19 protein-coding genes and 1 tRNA gene are annotated in these 15,731 nt (G+C 43.7%); 5 read left to right on the top strand and 15 right to left on the bottom strand.

What is annotated here, in order from left to right:
* Positions 1 to 542: 542 nt before the first annotated feature.
* Complete coding sequence (locus tag ADU24_RS15620) at positions 543 to 1,442, bottom strand: DMT family transporter (RefSeq protein WP_053367488.1); 900 nt, start codon at positions 1,440 to 1,442, stop codon at positions 543 to 545.
* 117 nt (positions 1,443 to 1,559) lie between these two features.
* On the opposite strand from ADU24_RS15620, the gene ADU24_RS15625 reads away from it, so the two are divergent.
* Positions 1,560 to 2,252, top strand: coding sequence for an MgtC/SapB family protein (locus tag ADU24_RS15625; protein ID WP_053367489.1), 693 nt, complete (start codon positions 1,560 to 1,562; stop codon positions 2,250 to 2,252).
* A gap of 36 nt (positions 2,253 to 2,288) precedes the next feature.
* Here the strand turns inward: ADU24_RS15625 and ADU24_RS15630 are convergent, their stop codons facing one another.
* A complete protein-coding gene (locus ADU24_RS15630) occupies positions 2,289 to 2,504 on the bottom strand; it encodes a hypothetical protein (RefSeq protein WP_231689624.1) in 216 nt (71 codons plus the stop codon).
* 177 nt (positions 2,505 to 2,681) lie between these two features.
* Between ADU24_RS15630 and ADU24_RS15635 the strand changes: the two genes are divergently transcribed.
* A tRNA-Ala gene (locus tag ADU24_RS15635) sits at positions 2,682 to 2,754 on the top strand.
* Positions 2,755 to 2,866: 112 nt separating this feature from the next.
* Positions 2,867 to 3,196 carry a LapA family protein gene (locus tag ADU24_RS15640; protein ID WP_053367490.1) on the top strand — a complete coding sequence of 110 codons (330 nt, stop codon included), beginning with the start codon at positions 2,867 to 2,869 and terminating at the stop codon, positions 3,194 to 3,196.
* A gap of 23 nt (positions 3,197 to 3,219) precedes the next feature.
* Here ADU24_RS15640 and ADU24_RS15645 read toward each other — a convergent pair whose 3' ends face one another.
* The 11 genes from ADU24_RS15645 to ADU24_RS15695 form a co-directional block, all read right to left on the bottom strand.
* Positions 3,220 to 4,551: an O-antigen ligase family protein gene (locus ADU24_RS15645; RefSeq protein ID WP_053367491.1), complete on the bottom strand. Its 1,332-nt coding sequence runs from the start codon at positions 4,549 to 4,551 to the stop codon at positions 3,220 to 3,222.
* Positions 4,552 to 4,638: 87 nt separating this feature from the next.
* Complete coding sequence (locus tag ADU24_RS22675) at positions 4,639 to 4,980, bottom strand: helix-turn-helix domain-containing protein (RefSeq protein ID WP_082306938.1); 342 nt, start codon at positions 4,978 to 4,980, stop codon at positions 4,639 to 4,641.
* A 38-nt stretch (positions 4,981 to 5,018) separates the two neighbouring features.
* Positions 5,019 to 5,957, bottom strand: coding sequence for a type II secretion system F family protein (locus tag ADU24_RS15655; protein WP_053367492.1), 939 nt, complete (start codon positions 5,955 to 5,957; stop codon positions 5,019 to 5,021).
* A gap of 5 nt (positions 5,958 to 5,962) precedes the next feature.
* Positions 5,963 to 6,946: a type II secretion system F family protein gene (locus ADU24_RS15660; protein ID WP_053367493.1), complete on the bottom strand. Its 984-nt coding sequence runs from the start codon at positions 6,944 to 6,946 to the stop codon at positions 5,963 to 5,965.
* On the bottom strand, positions 6,943 to 8,292 hold the full coding sequence (locus ADU24_RS15665; RefSeq protein ID WP_053367494.1) for a CpaF family protein: 1,350 nt from the start codon (positions 8,290 to 8,292) through the stop codon (positions 6,943 to 6,945). The genes ADU24_RS15660 and ADU24_RS15665 overlap by 4 nt, the downstream gene beginning before the upstream one ends.
* Positions 8,293 to 9,471, bottom strand: a complete 1,179-nt coding sequence (locus ADU24_RS15670) for an AAA family ATPase (RefSeq protein WP_053367495.1) — start codon at positions 9,469 to 9,471, stop codon at positions 8,293 to 8,295.
* Complete coding sequence (gene cpaB / locus ADU24_RS15675; protein WP_053367496.1) at positions 9,468 to 10,103, bottom strand: Flp pilus assembly protein CpaB; 636 nt, start codon at positions 10,101 to 10,103, stop codon at positions 9,468 to 9,470. Before cpaB ends, ADU24_RS15670 begins: the two co-directional genes overlap by 4 nt.
* 23 nt (positions 10,104 to 10,126) lie before the next feature.
* Positions 10,127 to 11,074: a Tad domain-containing protein gene (locus tag ADU24_RS15680; RefSeq protein WP_053367497.1), complete on the bottom strand. Its 948-nt coding sequence runs from the start codon at positions 11,072 to 11,074 to the stop codon at positions 10,127 to 10,129.
* Between the two features lie 2 nt (positions 11,075 to 11,076).
* Positions 11,077 to 11,457 (bottom strand): TadE/TadG family type IV pilus assembly protein, encoded by a 381-nt coding sequence (locus ADU24_RS15685; RefSeq protein ID WP_053367498.1) that lies wholly within the window; start codon positions 11,455 to 11,457, stop codon positions 11,077 to 11,079.
* Entirely contained in the window at positions 11,454 to 11,966 is a 513-nt protein-coding gene (locus ADU24_RS15690; RefSeq protein WP_053367499.1) for an A24 family peptidase, read from the bottom strand. Before ADU24_RS15690 ends, ADU24_RS15685 begins: the two co-directional genes overlap by 4 nt.
* A gap of 64 nt (positions 11,967 to 12,030) precedes the next feature.
* On the bottom strand, positions 12,031 to 12,207 hold the full coding sequence (locus ADU24_RS15695; RefSeq protein WP_053367500.1) for a Flp family type IVb pilin: 177 nt from the start codon (positions 12,205 to 12,207) through the stop codon (positions 12,031 to 12,033).
* Positions 12,208 to 12,449: 242 nt separating this feature from the next.
* Here ADU24_RS15695 and ADU24_RS15700 point away from each other — a divergent pair, with 242 nt between their 5' ends.
* On the top strand, positions 12,450 to 12,773 hold the full coding sequence (locus tag ADU24_RS15700; RefSeq protein WP_197277516.1) for a DUF192 domain-containing protein: 324 nt from the start codon (positions 12,450 to 12,452) through the stop codon (positions 12,771 to 12,773).
* Positions 12,774 to 12,876: 103 nt separating this feature from the next.
* Positions 12,877 to 13,437, top strand: a complete 561-nt coding sequence (locus ADU24_RS15705) for an isochorismatase family protein (protein ID WP_231689625.1) — start codon at positions 12,877 to 12,879, stop codon at positions 13,435 to 13,437.
* A gap of 65 nt (positions 13,438 to 13,502) precedes the next feature.
* Here the strand turns inward: ADU24_RS15705 and ADU24_RS15710 are convergent, their stop codons facing one another.
* Positions 13,503 to 14,105 carry a DedA family protein gene (locus ADU24_RS15710; protein WP_053367502.1) on the bottom strand — a complete coding sequence of 201 codons (603 nt, stop codon included), beginning with the start codon at positions 14,103 to 14,105 and terminating at the stop codon, positions 13,503 to 13,505.
* Between the two features lie 79 nt (positions 14,106 to 14,184).
* Positions 14,185 to 15,579, bottom strand: coding sequence for a DEAD/DEAH box helicase (locus tag ADU24_RS15715; protein ID WP_082307059.1), 1,395 nt, complete (start codon positions 15,577 to 15,579; stop codon positions 14,185 to 14,187).
* Between the last annotated feature and the right edge of the window lie 152 nt (positions 15,580 to 15,731).

Consider the following 15,731-nt stretch of genomic DNA (forward strand, 5'->3'; position numbering starts at 1 on the left):
GTGTTACTCACCCGTCCGCCGCTGAAGTTCCAAAAGCAAGCTTTTGAAACTTCCGCTCGACTTGCATGTATTAGGCACGCCGCCAGCGTTCGTCCTGAGCCAGGATCAAACTCTCCAAAAAGAGTTGAGTCATGCTCAAAATGTTACGTTGGCTAGTGATCCGAAGATCACTATATTATTGTTTGTTGACGCTTGTTTGTTTAGTTTTCAAGGAACAATTTTCCTGTGCCGCGTTAGCGACTTAGTTATTATATCATATCCTTTTCGGTGGTGTCAACCGGTTTTTTTTACCGCCGGAAGCTTATTAACCAATGTCCCGAAGAGGACGATACTTAATATAACACGGGCTAAAAATGTTTGCAATATAATTTTTAAATCTTTTTTACCTAAATAAAAACAAATGGACGGGAAGTTCGAGGCAACACTGACTCCTGCCTTTAAACTCCCGTCCATTCTTCTTTTCTAAGAGCTCTCCAATAACACGTTCCCCATCAATTAGAGAGACCTTGTTCCCACATTGTTTACATGCGGGCTCCTATCCCCTACTGTTGAATTTGGGGCTCTTTCACTTTTATTCTTCGTTCGCTGATAATAAATAAACCAATACCAGCGATTACTACTCCGCCCCCAATAACTTGGGACCACATGACGGATTCGCCCAGGAGGAAATATGCCAGGACAGCCGCTCCAATCGGTTCGAACAAAATCGCCATCGAAATCACTGAGGTGCTTATCCATTTTACAACCCAGTTAAACAGGCTATGGCCAAGAAGAGTAGGCAGTAGCGCGAGGAGGATGAAATGGATCCAGTCGCTTTCTTGTTTTGGGATGAATGATTCCCCCGTTCCTAATACATAAAAAAACAACGTAATGGAGCTTACCAGGTATACCAGAAATGTATAGGTGATTAACGAGACTCTTTGCCTAACTGTTTGCCCGAAGAGCAGATAGCCCGTAATGAAGGCGCAGGCAACGAGGGCAAGAAAATCGCCAAACAGGGCAGAGCCGTTAACCCGGAAGTCTCCCCAGCTAATGATGAAACTTCCCGCAATTGCGATGATTCCGCTCGTGATTGCACCCATTGTTACTTTTTCTTTGAAAAATAAATAAGTGCCCAAAAATGCGAAAAGCGGCTGGAGCGTAACGAGCACAGTTGAACTTGCGACTGACGTGTAGTTTAAAGATTCAAACCAGAGGATAAAGTGAAAAGCAAGCAATACGCCTGCTACTATAGTAAAGAGCCAGTCCTTTTTCGTTATGTGTTTTAGTTCGGGTGTAAATTTTGCAAGAAAAAACGGGAGCATAAAAATTACCGAAAAGAAAAGGCGGTAAAATGCTATTACTCCAGCGGATGATGCGCTAAACTTTACGAAGATGGCTGAAGCGGAAACGGTGATAACACCGACCACTAAAGCAACGTATGGGTTGATTATTGGTTTCATAAGAGCTCCTTTGATGCGTATGATATTGTGCAATGTAATGTATTTTACATCGATTCTGCGCATAATTCTATTATATTATTACCGGTAAGCGAATGAATTGGAATGGAGAGGGAGGATATGTCAGCTTCAGAAACAGAAATGTTTTTAAAATTGGGGATTTCTGCGGTCCTAGGGTTGGTCATTGGGCTTGAACGAGAGTTGAAACGAAAGCCGGTTGGCCTGAAGACAAGCCTGGTGATTTGCATCGTTAGCTGCCTTTTGACAATTGTATCAATGGAGTCGGCTTATAAAGCCCATCCAGGTATGGTAAACATTACAATGGACCCTCTTCGCCTGGCTGCCCAAATTGTTTCAGGAATCGGTTTCCTTGGAGCGGGGGTAATTTTACGGAGAGGAAATGACAGTATATCCGGGCTAACGACCGCCGCAATGATCTGGGGAGCGGCCGGTATAGGGATTGCTGTAGGTGCGGGGTTTTATCTCGAATCATTTGCAGGCGTCGCGCTCATTATATTCAGTGTCGAGTTCATCCCTTTTATAATGAAGATGATTGGCCCGAAGCAATTGAGGGAAAAGGAAATTCTTCTGCAACTCCATGTCGCGGACCGGGAACAGGTTGATTCTGTCGTTGATTATATTAATGAGCAAAAGTTTATATTGAGGAAACTACGCATAAAGGACCTTAGCGACGGGACCCATCACATAATTTTGCACATAGCTGTTAATTCAAAATTAAAGACTACAGACGTTTATAATTTGATTTCAAAATATGAGGGAGTCCAAAGGGTTGAGATTGAAAGCATTAATTAGGAAACAGTGACGGGCGGCAACAAAACCGCCCGTATTTCATTCCCTATCCTTCTGTCTACGCTGGACGTAATCGTCATGCCAGTATTTATGTGTATAGTCTCGGTTCTTGACGGAGTAGACCAAGCCCACTGACATGGCAAACCCGGCAAAAAGGAATCCAACCAAATAGCCGGCGTTATGATAACCGAATACAAAACAGCCGATTGTTGTAAGCATGAGAAGAATGAGGATATAAAACAGAATGTTTTTCAAAAGGAATCCTCCTTTAAAATGCGATACAAAGACAGGACCGGCATGGGATTTCCCACCCATCCAAACAATTTCAAAAAAATTATATCACAAAAAAGTAATTTTCCTCTTGCAAACTTCGCCGGTGCTGGCTATAATCTTTCTTGTAGCTGTTTTTAAACAAAACACAGCCTTACACACGGGGGCTTAGCTCAGCTGGGAGAGCGCTTGCATGGCATGCAAGAGGTCGTCGGTTCGATCCCGATAGTCTCCATATTAAAGAACCTTTGCTTTTTCGGCAAAGGTTCTTTTTTCATATTGTTTTTTGCACTTTACCTTTGGGTATCTGTAAGGTAACGGATACGAAACCAGGGGAGGTTGCTGTATTGAAAACTCAGTGGAGCTTATTGCTGGCCATTATCTTCGCCGTGATTGTCGCCGTTTTCGCCGTAATGAATGTTGATCCGGTGGAAGTCGATTACTTCTTTGGAATCGCACGCTGGCCGTTGATTCTTGTCGTGCTTGGCTCGGTCCTCGCCGGAGTCGTCATTATGGGCGCGGTTGGCGCGAGGCGGATTATGGCTTTAAAAAAGGAACTGCGGAAAGTACGGAAAGAACGGGACGAACTTTCGGTCAGGGCCCATTTAGCCGCGAAGGATGCGGCAGAGCCTGATGAACGGAAAAACTTATACAATAGTGCGGAAGGCACGTATTAAAACCCTTGCAGGCGCAAGGGTTTTTAAACTGCTTTTATTTGTTGTTTCTTCACTGTTGTTAATTTTTTCTTTTTCTCTCCTTTCCCCTTTGCGGCTTCAAGATAATGGGTTGAAATTCCAAAGGTAACTCCAAGGAGAGACCAATAAATCGGCGCTACGGTTACAACGCTTATATTAAAGAAAGCCTGAACAAGGTAGCCGATGATAACACAAATCAAACCGTAAAGGACTATTTTTGGCTGTTCATCCACAACTCGCGCCGCCTTGAAGGCACGAACTAAAATTATCCCAACAAGCCCGAGGTAGACAAGGAGTGCCGGTACCCCCATCGTAATTGCGATTTGCAGGTATTCATTGTGTGCTTTGTCGACGATTACTTCCCCAAAGAATTCCTTTGATTCCACATCATTGTTTGGATAAGCATATTCGAAAGTATCTGGGCCTGATCCAAACCAAAAATATTCTTTTATAAGAGGAAGTGATTTTTTCCATATTATAAATCGACCTGAACCCTCCATACCAGTTGCCTGCTCGGTAACGATGTTATAAGGTTCTATAACTGTAGTTAATAAACGGTTTAAATACCCTCCTTCGCCAGCGCTTTCAGTAATCATAAATATTAACCCAAGGCTCGCCAGTAAGTTCCCCCATCTCCCCCAAAGATCTTTCCTGTTCCTTACTACCAGGATAGTAAGTCCGACAACTCCAACGGACGTTCCCACCCATGCGCTTCTGGTGCTTGTGAATATCATAGACAGGAAGATTAAACAGGCAACAGCGAAGTATAAGTTAACAAATCTTCCTCGGTTCTGGGAGATGAATACCACACACGCCATTAGGAAAACCAAAACCAAATAAGATCCGAAAATGTTAGGATTCCCGAAAAGCCCAGCACTGCTTGGCCCAAAGTCAAATCTTCCCCTTGGCAGTGGCTCCAATCTGAAGTGCTGAAGAATTCCATAAAGTGAAATAGGTATAGCACCCAATACTGTAGCAATCACCAATTTTTTTTGCTTTTCAAAGTCCATAAGGCGATAGGAGAATAGTAACAGGCTGCTATAAGCAATAATGGTTAAAAGCCCCTCATAGCGCATCATAGAACCGAATAAAGAGGTAATTTTATGTTCCGACAGAAGCGCTGAATACGCCGCTAACCCTATAAAGCCAAAGACCATGATCTCCATGATGGAAATCGGCTTTTTAAAGTTGCTCGACCAATAGTGTCTTTTTATCAGCAGAAGAATCCAGGAACTTAGGACAAAAACAAATAAGTAAACCAACTTCCCCAGCGAATAGTGGGTTTCTCCGTCATAGACAAAAAATATGAAAGGAAAAAGCAGAATAAAATAGTACACAAGAACACATCCTTATATATAACATTTGGTTTAATATAACGAACGTTCCGTTGAAGAATAAACTCGTTTTCGCAAACGAGTCTGGGTTTACTTTGCGTTTTTATTATTAATAATATCGAGCAATTCCTTGACACGGTCGTACTTTCCCATTTGTACATCTTCTTCTGAGAACTCGACCTCCAGTTTTACGATCTTCTTGCCGTGAATGGCTCCTTCAGGATCCAAGTTAAATGTATCACTTCTGAATAGGACTTCCGGGTCAACATCCAGTGAAAGAGCAAGCTTTTGCATAATATCCAGACTTGGGTTTTTTTGAATGCCTCGCTCCAAAAGGCTTAAATACGACTTTGATATTCCGGTGATTTCACTAAGTTTATTCAGAGATATTCCTTTACTGGATCGGAGTTTCCGTATCTTATTTCCTTCCATGAACACTCTCCTTATGATTGGCAGGAACCGGGGAAGCCCTACCCACCCAATCCGAATTGTAGTAAATAAATGACCAGAGGGCCGAGGAGAACTATAAAGATTGCCGGAAAAATGAACATGACCATCGGAAACATCATTTTAATCGGAGCTTTCATTGCTTGTTCCCTGGCAAGTTGCCGCTGGTGCTCCCTAATCCTTTCCGTAAGCGCTTTTAGTACCTTTGACATACCAATTCCCAATTGGTCAGCCTGAATAAGGGATGTCATAAGGCTTTGAAAGGCGTCAAGTGAAATTCGGCTTCTTAAATTGATGAAGGCTTCCTTTCTTGATTTTCCCAGGCGCATTTCCTCCAATGCAAGCATGAATTCTTCGGCTAGGGGGCCTTTCATGTTTTTGCAGACCCTCATAATCGCAGCATCAAGCCCCATTCCAGCTTCGACCGACAAATTGACCATATCGAAAAAGTCAGCGAGGCTTTTCTGGATTTTTTTTAGCCTGTGCTTCTTTTTAACACTCAAGTAAAATGAAGGATAATAATACCCTAGAGCTCCAAACGATAACGATAGGAAAAGTGCATTTAGCGTTTTTTCAGATCCTTTTCCAAAAAGCATGTATCCCGTTACAAACAGAATCGTTCCTATAAGGACTTGAAGCAGCCTGAAATCCACAGCAGACCAGCTATATGGCAGACCGGCTTCACGCAACTTCCTCTCCAATTCACTTTTTGCTTCCCTTGTCAGCCTTTTGGATAAATACTCCTTCATTTTCACTGAAACAGCATTGACCCGTTCCGCCGCGAATGGTTTTATGGCTTTTTCCGAGGTTCGAGATGACTTGGCATGGTGCTGACCCTTCGGAAAATAACCCTCAACCCTCTCATTAATAATGAGTTCGCTTCTGTAAAAATATTGGAGAAATGCCCGGTATGTCAATGTTAAAGACAGAAATGCGAGCACGTAAAGAGACCATTCAATCATTTCGGCTACACCTCAATCCGGACAATCTTTCGAATAAAGAACCATCCCATTACAATTCCGATACCGCCCATTGAAAGCAACACAATACCTAGCGGATGCTCCAAAAGAAGGTTAAAATATTCAGGGTTCACAAGCTTTAAGTAAAAGGCCAATCCAATCGGAAGGCCGGTAATGATCCAGGTCGAAAGCTTCCCCTGTGCTGTTAAGGTTCTGAGTTCCTCTTTTATTTGGATTCTCCCCGCCACGGTTTCACGGATCGTTTCGAGGAGGAAAGCGAGATTGCCTCCGCTAGCCCTTTGGATCAGCATGGACATGACTGCCATTTCCAACTCTTTATCCGGAAGCCTTTCGAGCATTTTTTTAAATGCCTCTTCAACTGGAACGCCGAAATTCATATCCTGCAGCGTCTTCTCAAACTCTGTCCCAATCGGATCTGGAAACTCTTCGGAAATCAACTTCATTGCCTGAATAAAGCTGAATCCGGCCCTCATCGAATTTGCCATCGTTCCAAGCGCTTCAGCTAGCTGGAAAGAGCCCCTGTTTAACCGTTTTTCTATCTTTTTATTAAGGTGAAAAACCGGAAACCAGAAGGAAACAATCCCAATTGGAACAATTAACAGAAAATGAAAATTCAATGCATAGGCAGCCAATGAAAAGGCAACGACACAAAGGATGCGAAACAAAAAGAATTCCCCCGGGGTAAAGGATGATCTGCCCTGTGCCAATTTAATTTCCCACTTTGAAATAGACGGGAAAAATAAGGAAGACTTTTCTCCTACTCTTTTAAACAGTGAAGGATGACTTACTTTCATTGCCCCCTTTTTCTTCTCCCCCTCTTTCTCCTCATCGTTTTCATTGTTGATAAGGGAGTAGCTTGTGAGCCGCTTTTTCATTCGGAGCTTTTGTCCGACAGATGAGATGAAAAGCTGAAAAATAATAGTGAATAGTACGATTGATCCAACCAGAAGCACAATTATGTTTTCTCTCACGCCATCCACTCCTCCATATACCATGAGGAAGGAATTGTGAATCCGGCGATTTCCAACCTTTCTGCACAAACTGGGCGTATACCCGTAGATTTGAATCTACCATTTATCTTTCCGTCCTCTCCTGTTGCCGTTTCCTTGAACAGGAATAGGTCCTGCATGACAATTGTATCCCCTTCCAAACCGAGTACTTCTGTAATGTGGGTGATTTTTCTTGTACCATCCCTCATTCTTGTTTGGTGGATGATAATATCAAGTGCGCTTGCAATCTGTTCACGAATGGCCCGGATAGGCAAGTCAAATCCAGCCATCAGGACCATCGTTTCAAGTCTTGCAAGCAGATCCCTAGGGGTGTTCGCATGGCCGGTTCCAAGGCTTCCTTCATGGCCGGTATTCATCGCCTGCAGCATATCCAGTGCTTCGGCGCTCCTGACTTCCCCAACAATAATCCTGTCCGGCCGCATCCGCAGCGAGTTCCGGACCAAATCACGGATTGAAACAGCACCTTGCCCTTCGATATTTGGCGGCCTGGATTCGAGGGCGACAACATGTTCCTGTGACAATTTCAGTTCAGCAGCATCTTCAATTGTGACAATCCGTTCATTTTCCGGTATAAACGAGGATAAGACATTTAGTGTGGATGTTTTACCGGATCCAGTCCCTCCGCTTATAAAGATATTCAACCTGGACACCACACAGGCTTTAATAAATTCAGCCATTTCCTGGCTAAGTGTTTTAAATTGGATCAGGTTGTCAATCGTGAAAGGAGTTTCCGAGAACTTTCGGATCGTCAATACAGGACCGTGGATGGCAAGTGGAGGGATAATTGCGTTAACCCTTGACCCATCAGGTAGCCGGGCATCAACCATTGGCGAGCTTTCATCAATCCGTCTTCCCAAAGGATGGACAATTTTTTCAATTATGCGAAGCACATGATCATCGTCCTTGAATTGGACACTTGTTTTTACGATTCTTCCTTTTCTCTCAATGTAAATATCCAGTGGACCGTTAACCATTACTTCCGTAACAGTTGGGTCGGACAATAAAGGAGTAATTGGCCCAAAGCCCATCAACTCATTTTTGGCACTTGTAAAAACAGCCTGTTTGTCTTCAAAAGTCAGATGGCTGGCTTCGTTATGCAAAAATTCTTCCGATTTTTTTTCAATGATTTCTTCGTATTGTATCTCATTTCCATCCGTTATTTTTTTGAATTCTTCGACCAGGAAGTTATGTAGCTTGCTTTCAAGGCCGTCTTCAGGTATGTTCCTCCTCAAATAGAAAAAAGGGTCATTTCTTTGCTTGCCCTCTACAAGAAGTTCTTCCTTCCCCAATCGTTTCAGAAGTGACAATTAGATCAGCCTCCCTTCACTGGCTGCCTTTTTGAAAAAGAATCCTTTCTTTATAGCCTTTTCCTGTTTTCCAGCCAATTCCTGGGCAAAGGAGTAGAGGACTTTGGAGATTTTCGCCCTCGGGTAGGAATAAACAAAAGGATTACCTTCGTTAACAGAAGCAACGACAATTTTTTCGAAATCCGGCACCCGAGTATGGACTGGCATGCCCAGTACATTTTCAGCTGTTTCTTTATAGAGGCCTTTTCTTTTGGAATCGCGGTTCAGGATAATCTTTACTTTTTTATCAAGAGCCAAAGACTGGAGAGTATCAATGAATATTTTGCAGTTCTTCAAGGTAGGCAAATCCAGGTAGGTCACGAGGAAAATATCATCCGACCTTTCCAACGCTGTAAGAATTTTTTCTTCTATATAAGGAGCAGTATCAATCAGGACAATGTCGTAATATTGTTTGAGGCTGCTGATCAATCTTGTGATGTGTTCCTCGAGGATTACTTCTGAAAATTCCGGCCGGATGGGAGCCGCCATGATATCTATAAAATCATTCACGGAATGGATGTACCCTTTCACCTTTTCTGGTGAATTATTGTAATCTTCCTTTACCCATTCATAAATCGTTTTTTTCGGCTTGGAGTCAAAGAACATCGCAACATCCCCGAACTGGAGGTCAAGGTCGATAACAATGATTTTATTAAATTGCTTTGCCAACGCAGCGGCAAGATTGACCGTGAAGGTTGTCTTGCCTACCCCGCCCTTTGTACTGCAGACTGTCATGACCCTCGCATTCTTAATAGGGGCTTCCTTTTTGGATATATCTTTTTTTTGATTCAGTATTTCTTCAGCTTCCCTTGCTGCCGCCACTAACAATTCATTTTGAAAGGGGTACGGCAGCACATCAAATGCCCCTGCGCGAATCGCCCTCCTGATATCCACGACATTTTCAAAATCAATCAAGATAGGAACGGTTGATAAGGTCAAAGTCGGAAAAAGACTGAAAACATCCTGGAGATCAGCCACAAGTTCTTGCTTCGTAACGGGAATCAAAACAATCCCTGTAAATGACTCTTCCTGAAGTTCCTTAAAGGACTTATACCATATCAGCTTTTCTCCAACTACACTTGCACAGCTTTCGAGTTTCTCAAAAACTTCAATTTGATTTGTTACCACGCTCCAAGTCATTTCAAAAACACCCCTTCATGGAGCTCATCTTCGTGTACATGGGTATGAACGGGATCAAGCTTATTATCCCCGTCTTTTCTTAACATTAAATACAACTCATATTTGGTAGAAAATCCTAAAGTTAACCCTTCCCGAGGATTGACTTCAAGTGTCACCATTTGATATCGTTTCATCGCTTCTGCATCGTCAGCGGCATGCCCTACAGCCAAAACCCTCGCATTTTGAATAATAAGCGTTCCGGCATCATGCTGGCCTTCCTTTGCATCCTTCGGGACAGTCAATTTCGCCACCACATCCACATGGGAATTTGGCTCTATGAAACCAGCAATCCCTTGCACATCAGATACCTGTATCGTCATAGCCCGCTTCCCGTCACTTATTGGCAAAAGCTCATTGCCTTTAGGCCCTTCCTCCTCTGAGCCTTTTCCTTTCTCGTTACTTTCATTTGAGGGTGCCGTTTGAGTGGGCTTAGTTTTTTCTATATTACTTTCAGCGCTAGCGGTTTCTGAATTGGGAGTTGGTAGTGTTCCTGCCTGCAAACTAGGCTCCCTTGAATTGAGAATTAAAAATAAGAGTGTCGTGGCAAATAGCCCGAAAATCAGCGACCACATCCATAGTTTTTTAGATTGCATAATTGTTCTCCTCTGTCGCCAATTTATTCTAATAAGGATACTTTATAAATGCCGAAATTTGTACCGGTACCAAATTCTCCAATTGTTATTTCTTTAATAAATTGGCCCTTTACCGCATGCTGTTCAACCGAGGAAATCCAAAACATAGCGAAACCAACAATTTTCACTTCTGACGTACCATTTTTACCGTCAAAATCTTCAACCATGGGTACTATCATGACTCTCTTACAAGATTCGTCCGCCGTTTCGGCTTTTTCGCAATAAGTTCTGCCAGCGTTCTCATCCTCAGTTATTCTTGCGTCAAAACCTGCCTTGACGTTCCCCCATTGCAGTCCAGTTTGGGTCCAGGAATGCATATCATCGGAGACTGATAAATCAGCTCCATTAATTATTTCGTTTCTTAAATTGTTTCCTTTTTCTTCAGTCATGTCCAAGAAACCAAAGTTTCCATTTTGCGCTGCATTGTCAGGATTCCCGGGCTGAAAATGCATAATGTACGTTCCTCCAGGTTTGTACTCTTTACTTACAATACCGATTGGAACTACTCCCTTACTACTTTTTAAAGCTCCCCCTACAACTGCTTTTGAGGAAGCAAAAATATCTGCGTTATCCATTCCAAAAATTTTAGCGAAGGTAAGATTCGCCTTGGTTGTCACACTTGCTTTCACAAAGTCAGTTCCAGTTTCAAATTTTATATTCTTAACGATAGCGGTATCTATTCCATTTTCAAGCGCTATTTCTTTAGCTTTATCTACAGGCTTTCCCCCAGTGACAATCAGTTCCTGGACGCCTGCCAATACTGAGGCATCCAAGGCTTTTTGAAGCTTGCTCTTTTCCAAGAACAAACTTCCGCTGTCTAGGGCGACAGCAACAAAACCGCAGAGCATCAACATTGAAACACTAACTAAAACCAGAGCGTTTCCTCTTTGATTGTTTAATAAATGCTTTATGTTCATTTTCATCATTTTCATGTTCATTCCACCCTCATTACTGTTGTATTCGTTAAAGGTAACGGGGAAATAGCGGAACCCAAGAGAGGTGTAATTAAATCAATATTGTAGGATAATTTTATAGTTGCATCCGTACCGCTAGGGCGGTTAGTTTTATTTACGGGTGAGATGGTAATGGTTAGTTTAGAAGTATCAAGGCCCGCGACTGATGAGTTGATTTTGTTCCGAATTATAGTGTCTTCACTTCCAATACTCGCCAAGCGAGCGGCTTCACGGCCGGCATGGTCTAATGTTAGATAAGCATGGAACGCTCTGCCAAAGTCAACAATTCCAAAAAGCAGCATCATTAGTAATGGCAAGACCAAAGCCGTTTCCACCATTGACTGCCCCCTTTCGGATTTCATACACTCCCCTCCATAATAAGCATTGCTATCGTTCCCAGTGCGATTGCTACCCCATACGGGAAAGAAGGAGCAAGATCGCTTTTACTTAACTGAACAGAATCCTTGCTTTTATTAAAGGTAAGAAAAAAGACAGAATTAATAATTCTTACGAAGAAGCCTTTTAATTCATTCCTTTGCATTAAAATAAAAAAGGCAATAAACCCACCAACTATCGCAGCATATAAGAAGGCGTAAAAAACAAAAAACGCTCCCTTCATTGCCCCTATTGCTGCCATAAGCTTGACATCTCCAGCTCCGATACCTCCCATGGCAAACGGTATAAATAATACACCAAGACCAACCAGGAAGCCCTTACCGCTGAAGAGGAAGCCATCTAAGCCATTTGTAATCAAATAATATATAAAGCAGATCAATATTGCTGGCAATGTGACGACATTTAGTATCTTCCTTGATTTGATATCGGTAACTGTACAAATAATTAGCACTGCAAGGAGCAGGATGTTTTCCAAGCAGACACCCCCCTTTCTTTAAAAAAGCCCCGCTTCTCATGCCTGAAAAGCAGGGTCAATAAATTTAGGTCGTAGTAACCTTTACAAGTTCAGTTTTGATTTTCTGGAAAAACCTATTAAGTTCAGGACCAATAGCTGCAACCGCTGCAATACACGCAACCGCAATCAAACCCACAATCAACCCATACTCCGTTAACGCCTGACCTTCTTCTTCTTTTACCAACCTCGTTACAAGATTCATTTTCCCGCCTCCTATAAGTTTTGTTTTTTATAAGGGTTCTATATGTAGAACTTAATTGAATTATATAACGGACTTAAAAAGTTTGAAAAGGTTGAAAATCGTTCGTTTTTGAGGGTTTTTCCAGAGTAACAACCAAATTACTTTAATTTTCTAACAATTACTAAGTTTTTCGTTCTTTTGAAAGAACTAATGTATTACTATAATGAACTTAGTGTTGTCACATGTTGGAAAGGATGAATCTTATGAAAAATACTGTAACGGTGCCGTTTACCATTCAGACTGCGGACACGTTCTATAAACGGTTTAAAGGGTTAATGTTCAGGAAGAAACCAATTCGTGAGGAAGGGCTGTGGATTGTACCGTGCAATTCCATCCATATGTTCTTTATGTCGTTTCCAATCGACATCGTTCTACTTAACGAACAAAAAGAGGTCATCCGCTTAATCCCCTCTTTAAAGCCGTGGCGGGCGACAAAGCCGAATAAAAACGCATATTCCGTCCTCGAACTTCCCGTTGGTACGATTCAGGATCTTAACATCCAAATCGGGGACAAACTTGAATTCTGAAGGGGAAAAATGTTTACACTCCTGCGCGAAAGGAAACAAACTATTGTCGGGTTTTATTCCTGCAAATTATTCATTTGTTTTTTTAAAAGAGGGGGACGGTTTGATGGGGAATACGGCCCTGCTTGTAATTGACGCGCAGGTTGGCATGATTGAAGGCCCGAAGTTTGGGCCTGTATTCGAAAAAGAGGCGCTTCTCGATACAATGAAGAAAGTGGTTGATAAAGCGCGTTCCGAAAGTGTTCCTATTATTTTCATGATGGATACGGAAATTGCATCGCCGATTTCGATTGAATCCCAGGTCCATCCCCATATTTCTCCTACAAGGGATGATATTACAATTACGAAAAAAGCGGCTGATGCGTTTCATCTCACGACGCTTCATGATTATTTGCAAACGCTCGATATTAGGCATCTTGTGATTATGGGCTGCAAAACGGAATATGGCGTTGATACAACATGCCGGAGTGCGACAACGCTCGGCTACGACGTGACGCTCGTGGAGGATGGCCATTCGACGACGGCGAACAAGGTGCTTGGCGCAAAGGAGATTATCGCGCACCACAATTGCACGCTTCACGGATTGGACAATATCGAAAATTTCATCCTCGTCCGCAATTCAGATGAGGATATTTTCAACCATCGACACGCCGATTTTAAAAACTAAAAAGGGTTCCTGCCGTTTGACCGGCCAGGAACCCTTTTACTTCAGGAATTGTATTGCGAACTTGCCTACACGCGTTTTTTAATAAACCGAGCGCCAAAGTACAGGGCAACACCTGCGAGCAGGACATAAACGACTTTTGAGAAACTGTCCATGAACGCGGCGACATTTTCCCAGGAAGCACCGAGCAAAGCGCCTGCATTGACGAGGATGGTATTCCAGATCAACGTGCCGGCTGTGGTCAAAAGGAGGAACAGCGGGAATTTCATCCGCGCCATTCCAGCCGGGATCGAAATCAGGCTCCTTACGAGCGGGACGAGCCGGCAGAAGAATACAGTCCATACTCCATGACGGCCGAACCAGTCATCCGCCTTGTGAAGGTCTTTTCTCGAAAGGCGGAGAATTTTGCCCCAGCGCTCGACAATTCGTTCCAGCCTTTCGACGTCAAGTAGCCTGCCGACACCGTAAAGGGCTGCGGCACCCGCGACAGAGCCGAGGGTTGAAACCGCCACCGCTCCTGTGACTGACAAGCTAGAAGTTGTCGTCATAAAGCCCGCGAATGTGAGAATCACCTCGGATGGTATTGGCGGAAAAATATTTTCGAGGGCTATTAAAAGAAAGATTCCTATGTATCCATAGTCATTCATAAAAGAAATAATCCAGTTCTCCATTTTGCACTCCCATGATGTTCTTTATTGTATTCACCCTGTAGGTTCAGAATAATACAGGGTATTCTTTGCTTCCTTCTCTCTATTTTCTTTTTCCACGAGTTTGGGTTCGGGTTTTGCGGGTGGACGCTTGGCTTGCCCCTGCCCTTCTGCCCTGATCGGTTTTACCATTGGCTGCTTGTTGTTTTCCACGGCCGGCCGATTGCTTTTTACCGTTGGCGGAAACAGATTTTCGGCCGTGGCCAGATTTTTGGCCGCGCCCTGCTGTAGTATCAGGTTTTGATTCCTTTGCCTTGCGACCTGTTCTTCCGCTGCCTTTTTCGGAAGTTTTTCCTCCATTGCGGGGCTTAGGAGTGGAATCTTTCGTACCTTCCATGTTTTCTTTCTTAATCCGGATGTTCAAATCCTTTTCGATTTCGTTCAGCTTTGGCCGGTCAGCGTCAGTGAACAAGGTTATCGCAAGCCCTTTCGTCCCGGCGCGTCCAGTCCTGCCAATCCGGTGGACATAGCTTTCAGCGTCCTCGGGGATGTCGTAATTGAAAACATGCGTCACACCTTCTACATCAAGGCCCCTGGCAGCAACATCCGTCGCGATGAGCAGCTGGTATTCAGCATCGCGGAACTTTTTCATCACTTGTTCTCGTTTTGACTGGGAAAGGTCGCCATGTAGTTCCTCGCACGAAAAGCCATTCGCTTTCAGCACTTCATGCAGCCTGCCCACCCGCCGTTTTGTCCGGCAAAAAATGACCGCCATGAACGGCCGGTGCGTCCGGACGAGTTCCATTATCGCCCCCTGCTTGCCGCGGTCGGTCGTTTGGACAGCCAGCTGGTTTACCGTTTCGGCAGGCCCTTGCGTTTTTTCAACCTGGATATACTCGGGCTCCCGCATATGTTTTTTCGCAAGCTTGCGGACATCTTCGGGCATTGTCGCCGAAAATAGCATCGTCTGCCTGTCCGCTGGCGTTTCGCGGATGATGGCTTCCACTTCGTTCAAGAAACCGATATGGAGCATCTGGTCCGCTTCATCGAGAACAAGAAACGAAATTTCACTAAGCCGGACCGTTTCCCTGCGGATATGGTCGAGCAGCCTGCCCGGCGTCCCAACGACAATATGTACCCGCTTCTCGAGCTTTTTAAGCTGTTTTTCTACATCCTGGCCACCGTATACAGCCAGCACACTTACATCCATGGATGCGACGAGTTTTTCCAATTCGGCGGTTATTTGCAGCGCAAGCTCCCTTGTCGGCGTGACAATGAGCGCCTGGATGCGGTCAGCATCGATGTCGATTCTTTCGATGATTGGCAGGACGAAGGCTAAAGTCTTCCCCGTTCCGGTCTGCGCCTGGGCGATGATGTCTTTCCCATCGAGCACTACCGGGATCGCCTGTTGCTGGATTGGCGTCGGAACGGCGATTCCGTTCTCCTTCAAAATCCCCGCCATTTCTACTGATATTCCTAGCTCTATAAAATCAGGCAATAAAATCCCTGCTTTCCATTCAAATTCATTTAGTTCTGATTTTCCTTGTTTTCCGGCAAAAAAGCAAATATAAATCACGTTTTAATGAGATGGATGCCAGATGGCTGGCACTGAAAACTTAGAGAATTACAAGCATTCGAATATATATTTGG

This window comes from Bacillus sp. FJAT-27245 (genome assembly GCF_001273955.1).
In the GTDB taxonomy this organism is placed as follows: domain Bacteria; phylum Bacillota; class Bacilli; order Bacillales; family Cytobacillaceae; genus Bacillus_D.

Excerpts from the sequence above, each read along its gene's own strand:
- ADU24_RS15620 (WP_053367488.1), bottom strand. The coding sequence starts at position 1,442 with ATGAAACCAATAATCAACCCATACGTTGCTTTAGTGGTCGGTGTTATC.
- ADU24_RS15625 (WP_053367489.1), top strand. The coding sequence starts at position 1,560 with ATGTCAGCTTCAGAAACAGAAATGTTTTTAAAATTGGGGATTTCTGCG.
- ADU24_RS22675 (WP_082306938.1), bottom strand. The coding sequence starts at position 4,980 with ATGGAAGGAAATAAGATACGGAAACTCCGATCCAGTAAAGGAATATCT.
- ADU24_RS15655 (WP_053367492.1), bottom strand. The coding sequence starts at position 5,957 with ATGATTGAATGGTCTCTTTACGTGCTCGCATTTCTGTCTTTAACATTG.
- ADU24_RS15670 (WP_053367495.1), bottom strand. The coding sequence starts at position 9,471 with ATGACTTGGAGCGTGGTAACAAATCAAATTGAAGTTTTTGAGAAACTC.
- cpaB (WP_053367496.1), bottom strand. The coding sequence starts at position 10,103 with ATGCAATCTAAAAAACTATGGATGTGGTCGCTGATTTTCGGGCTATTT.
- ADU24_RS15680 (WP_053367497.1), bottom strand. The coding sequence starts at position 11,074 with ATGAAAATGATGAAAATGAACATAAAGCATTTATTAAACAATCAAAGA.
- ADU24_RS15685 (WP_053367498.1), bottom strand. The coding sequence starts at position 11,457 with ATGAAATCCGAAAGGGGGCAGTCAATGGTGGAAACGGCTTTGGTCTTG.
- ADU24_RS15695 (WP_053367500.1), bottom strand. The coding sequence starts at position 12,207 with ATGAATCTTGTAACGAGGTTGGTAAAAGAAGAAGAAGGTCAGGCGTTA.
- ADU24_RS15700 (WP_197277516.1), top strand. The coding sequence starts at position 12,450 with ATGAAAAATACTGTAACGGTGCCGTTTACCATTCAGACTGCGGACACG.
- ADU24_RS15705 (WP_231689625.1), top strand. The coding sequence starts at position 12,877 with ATGGGGAATACGGCCCTGCTTGTAATTGACGCGCAGGTTGGCATGATT.
- ADU24_RS15710 (WP_053367502.1), bottom strand. The coding sequence starts at position 14,105 with ATGGAGAACTGGATTATTTCTTTTATGAATGACTATGGATACATAGGA.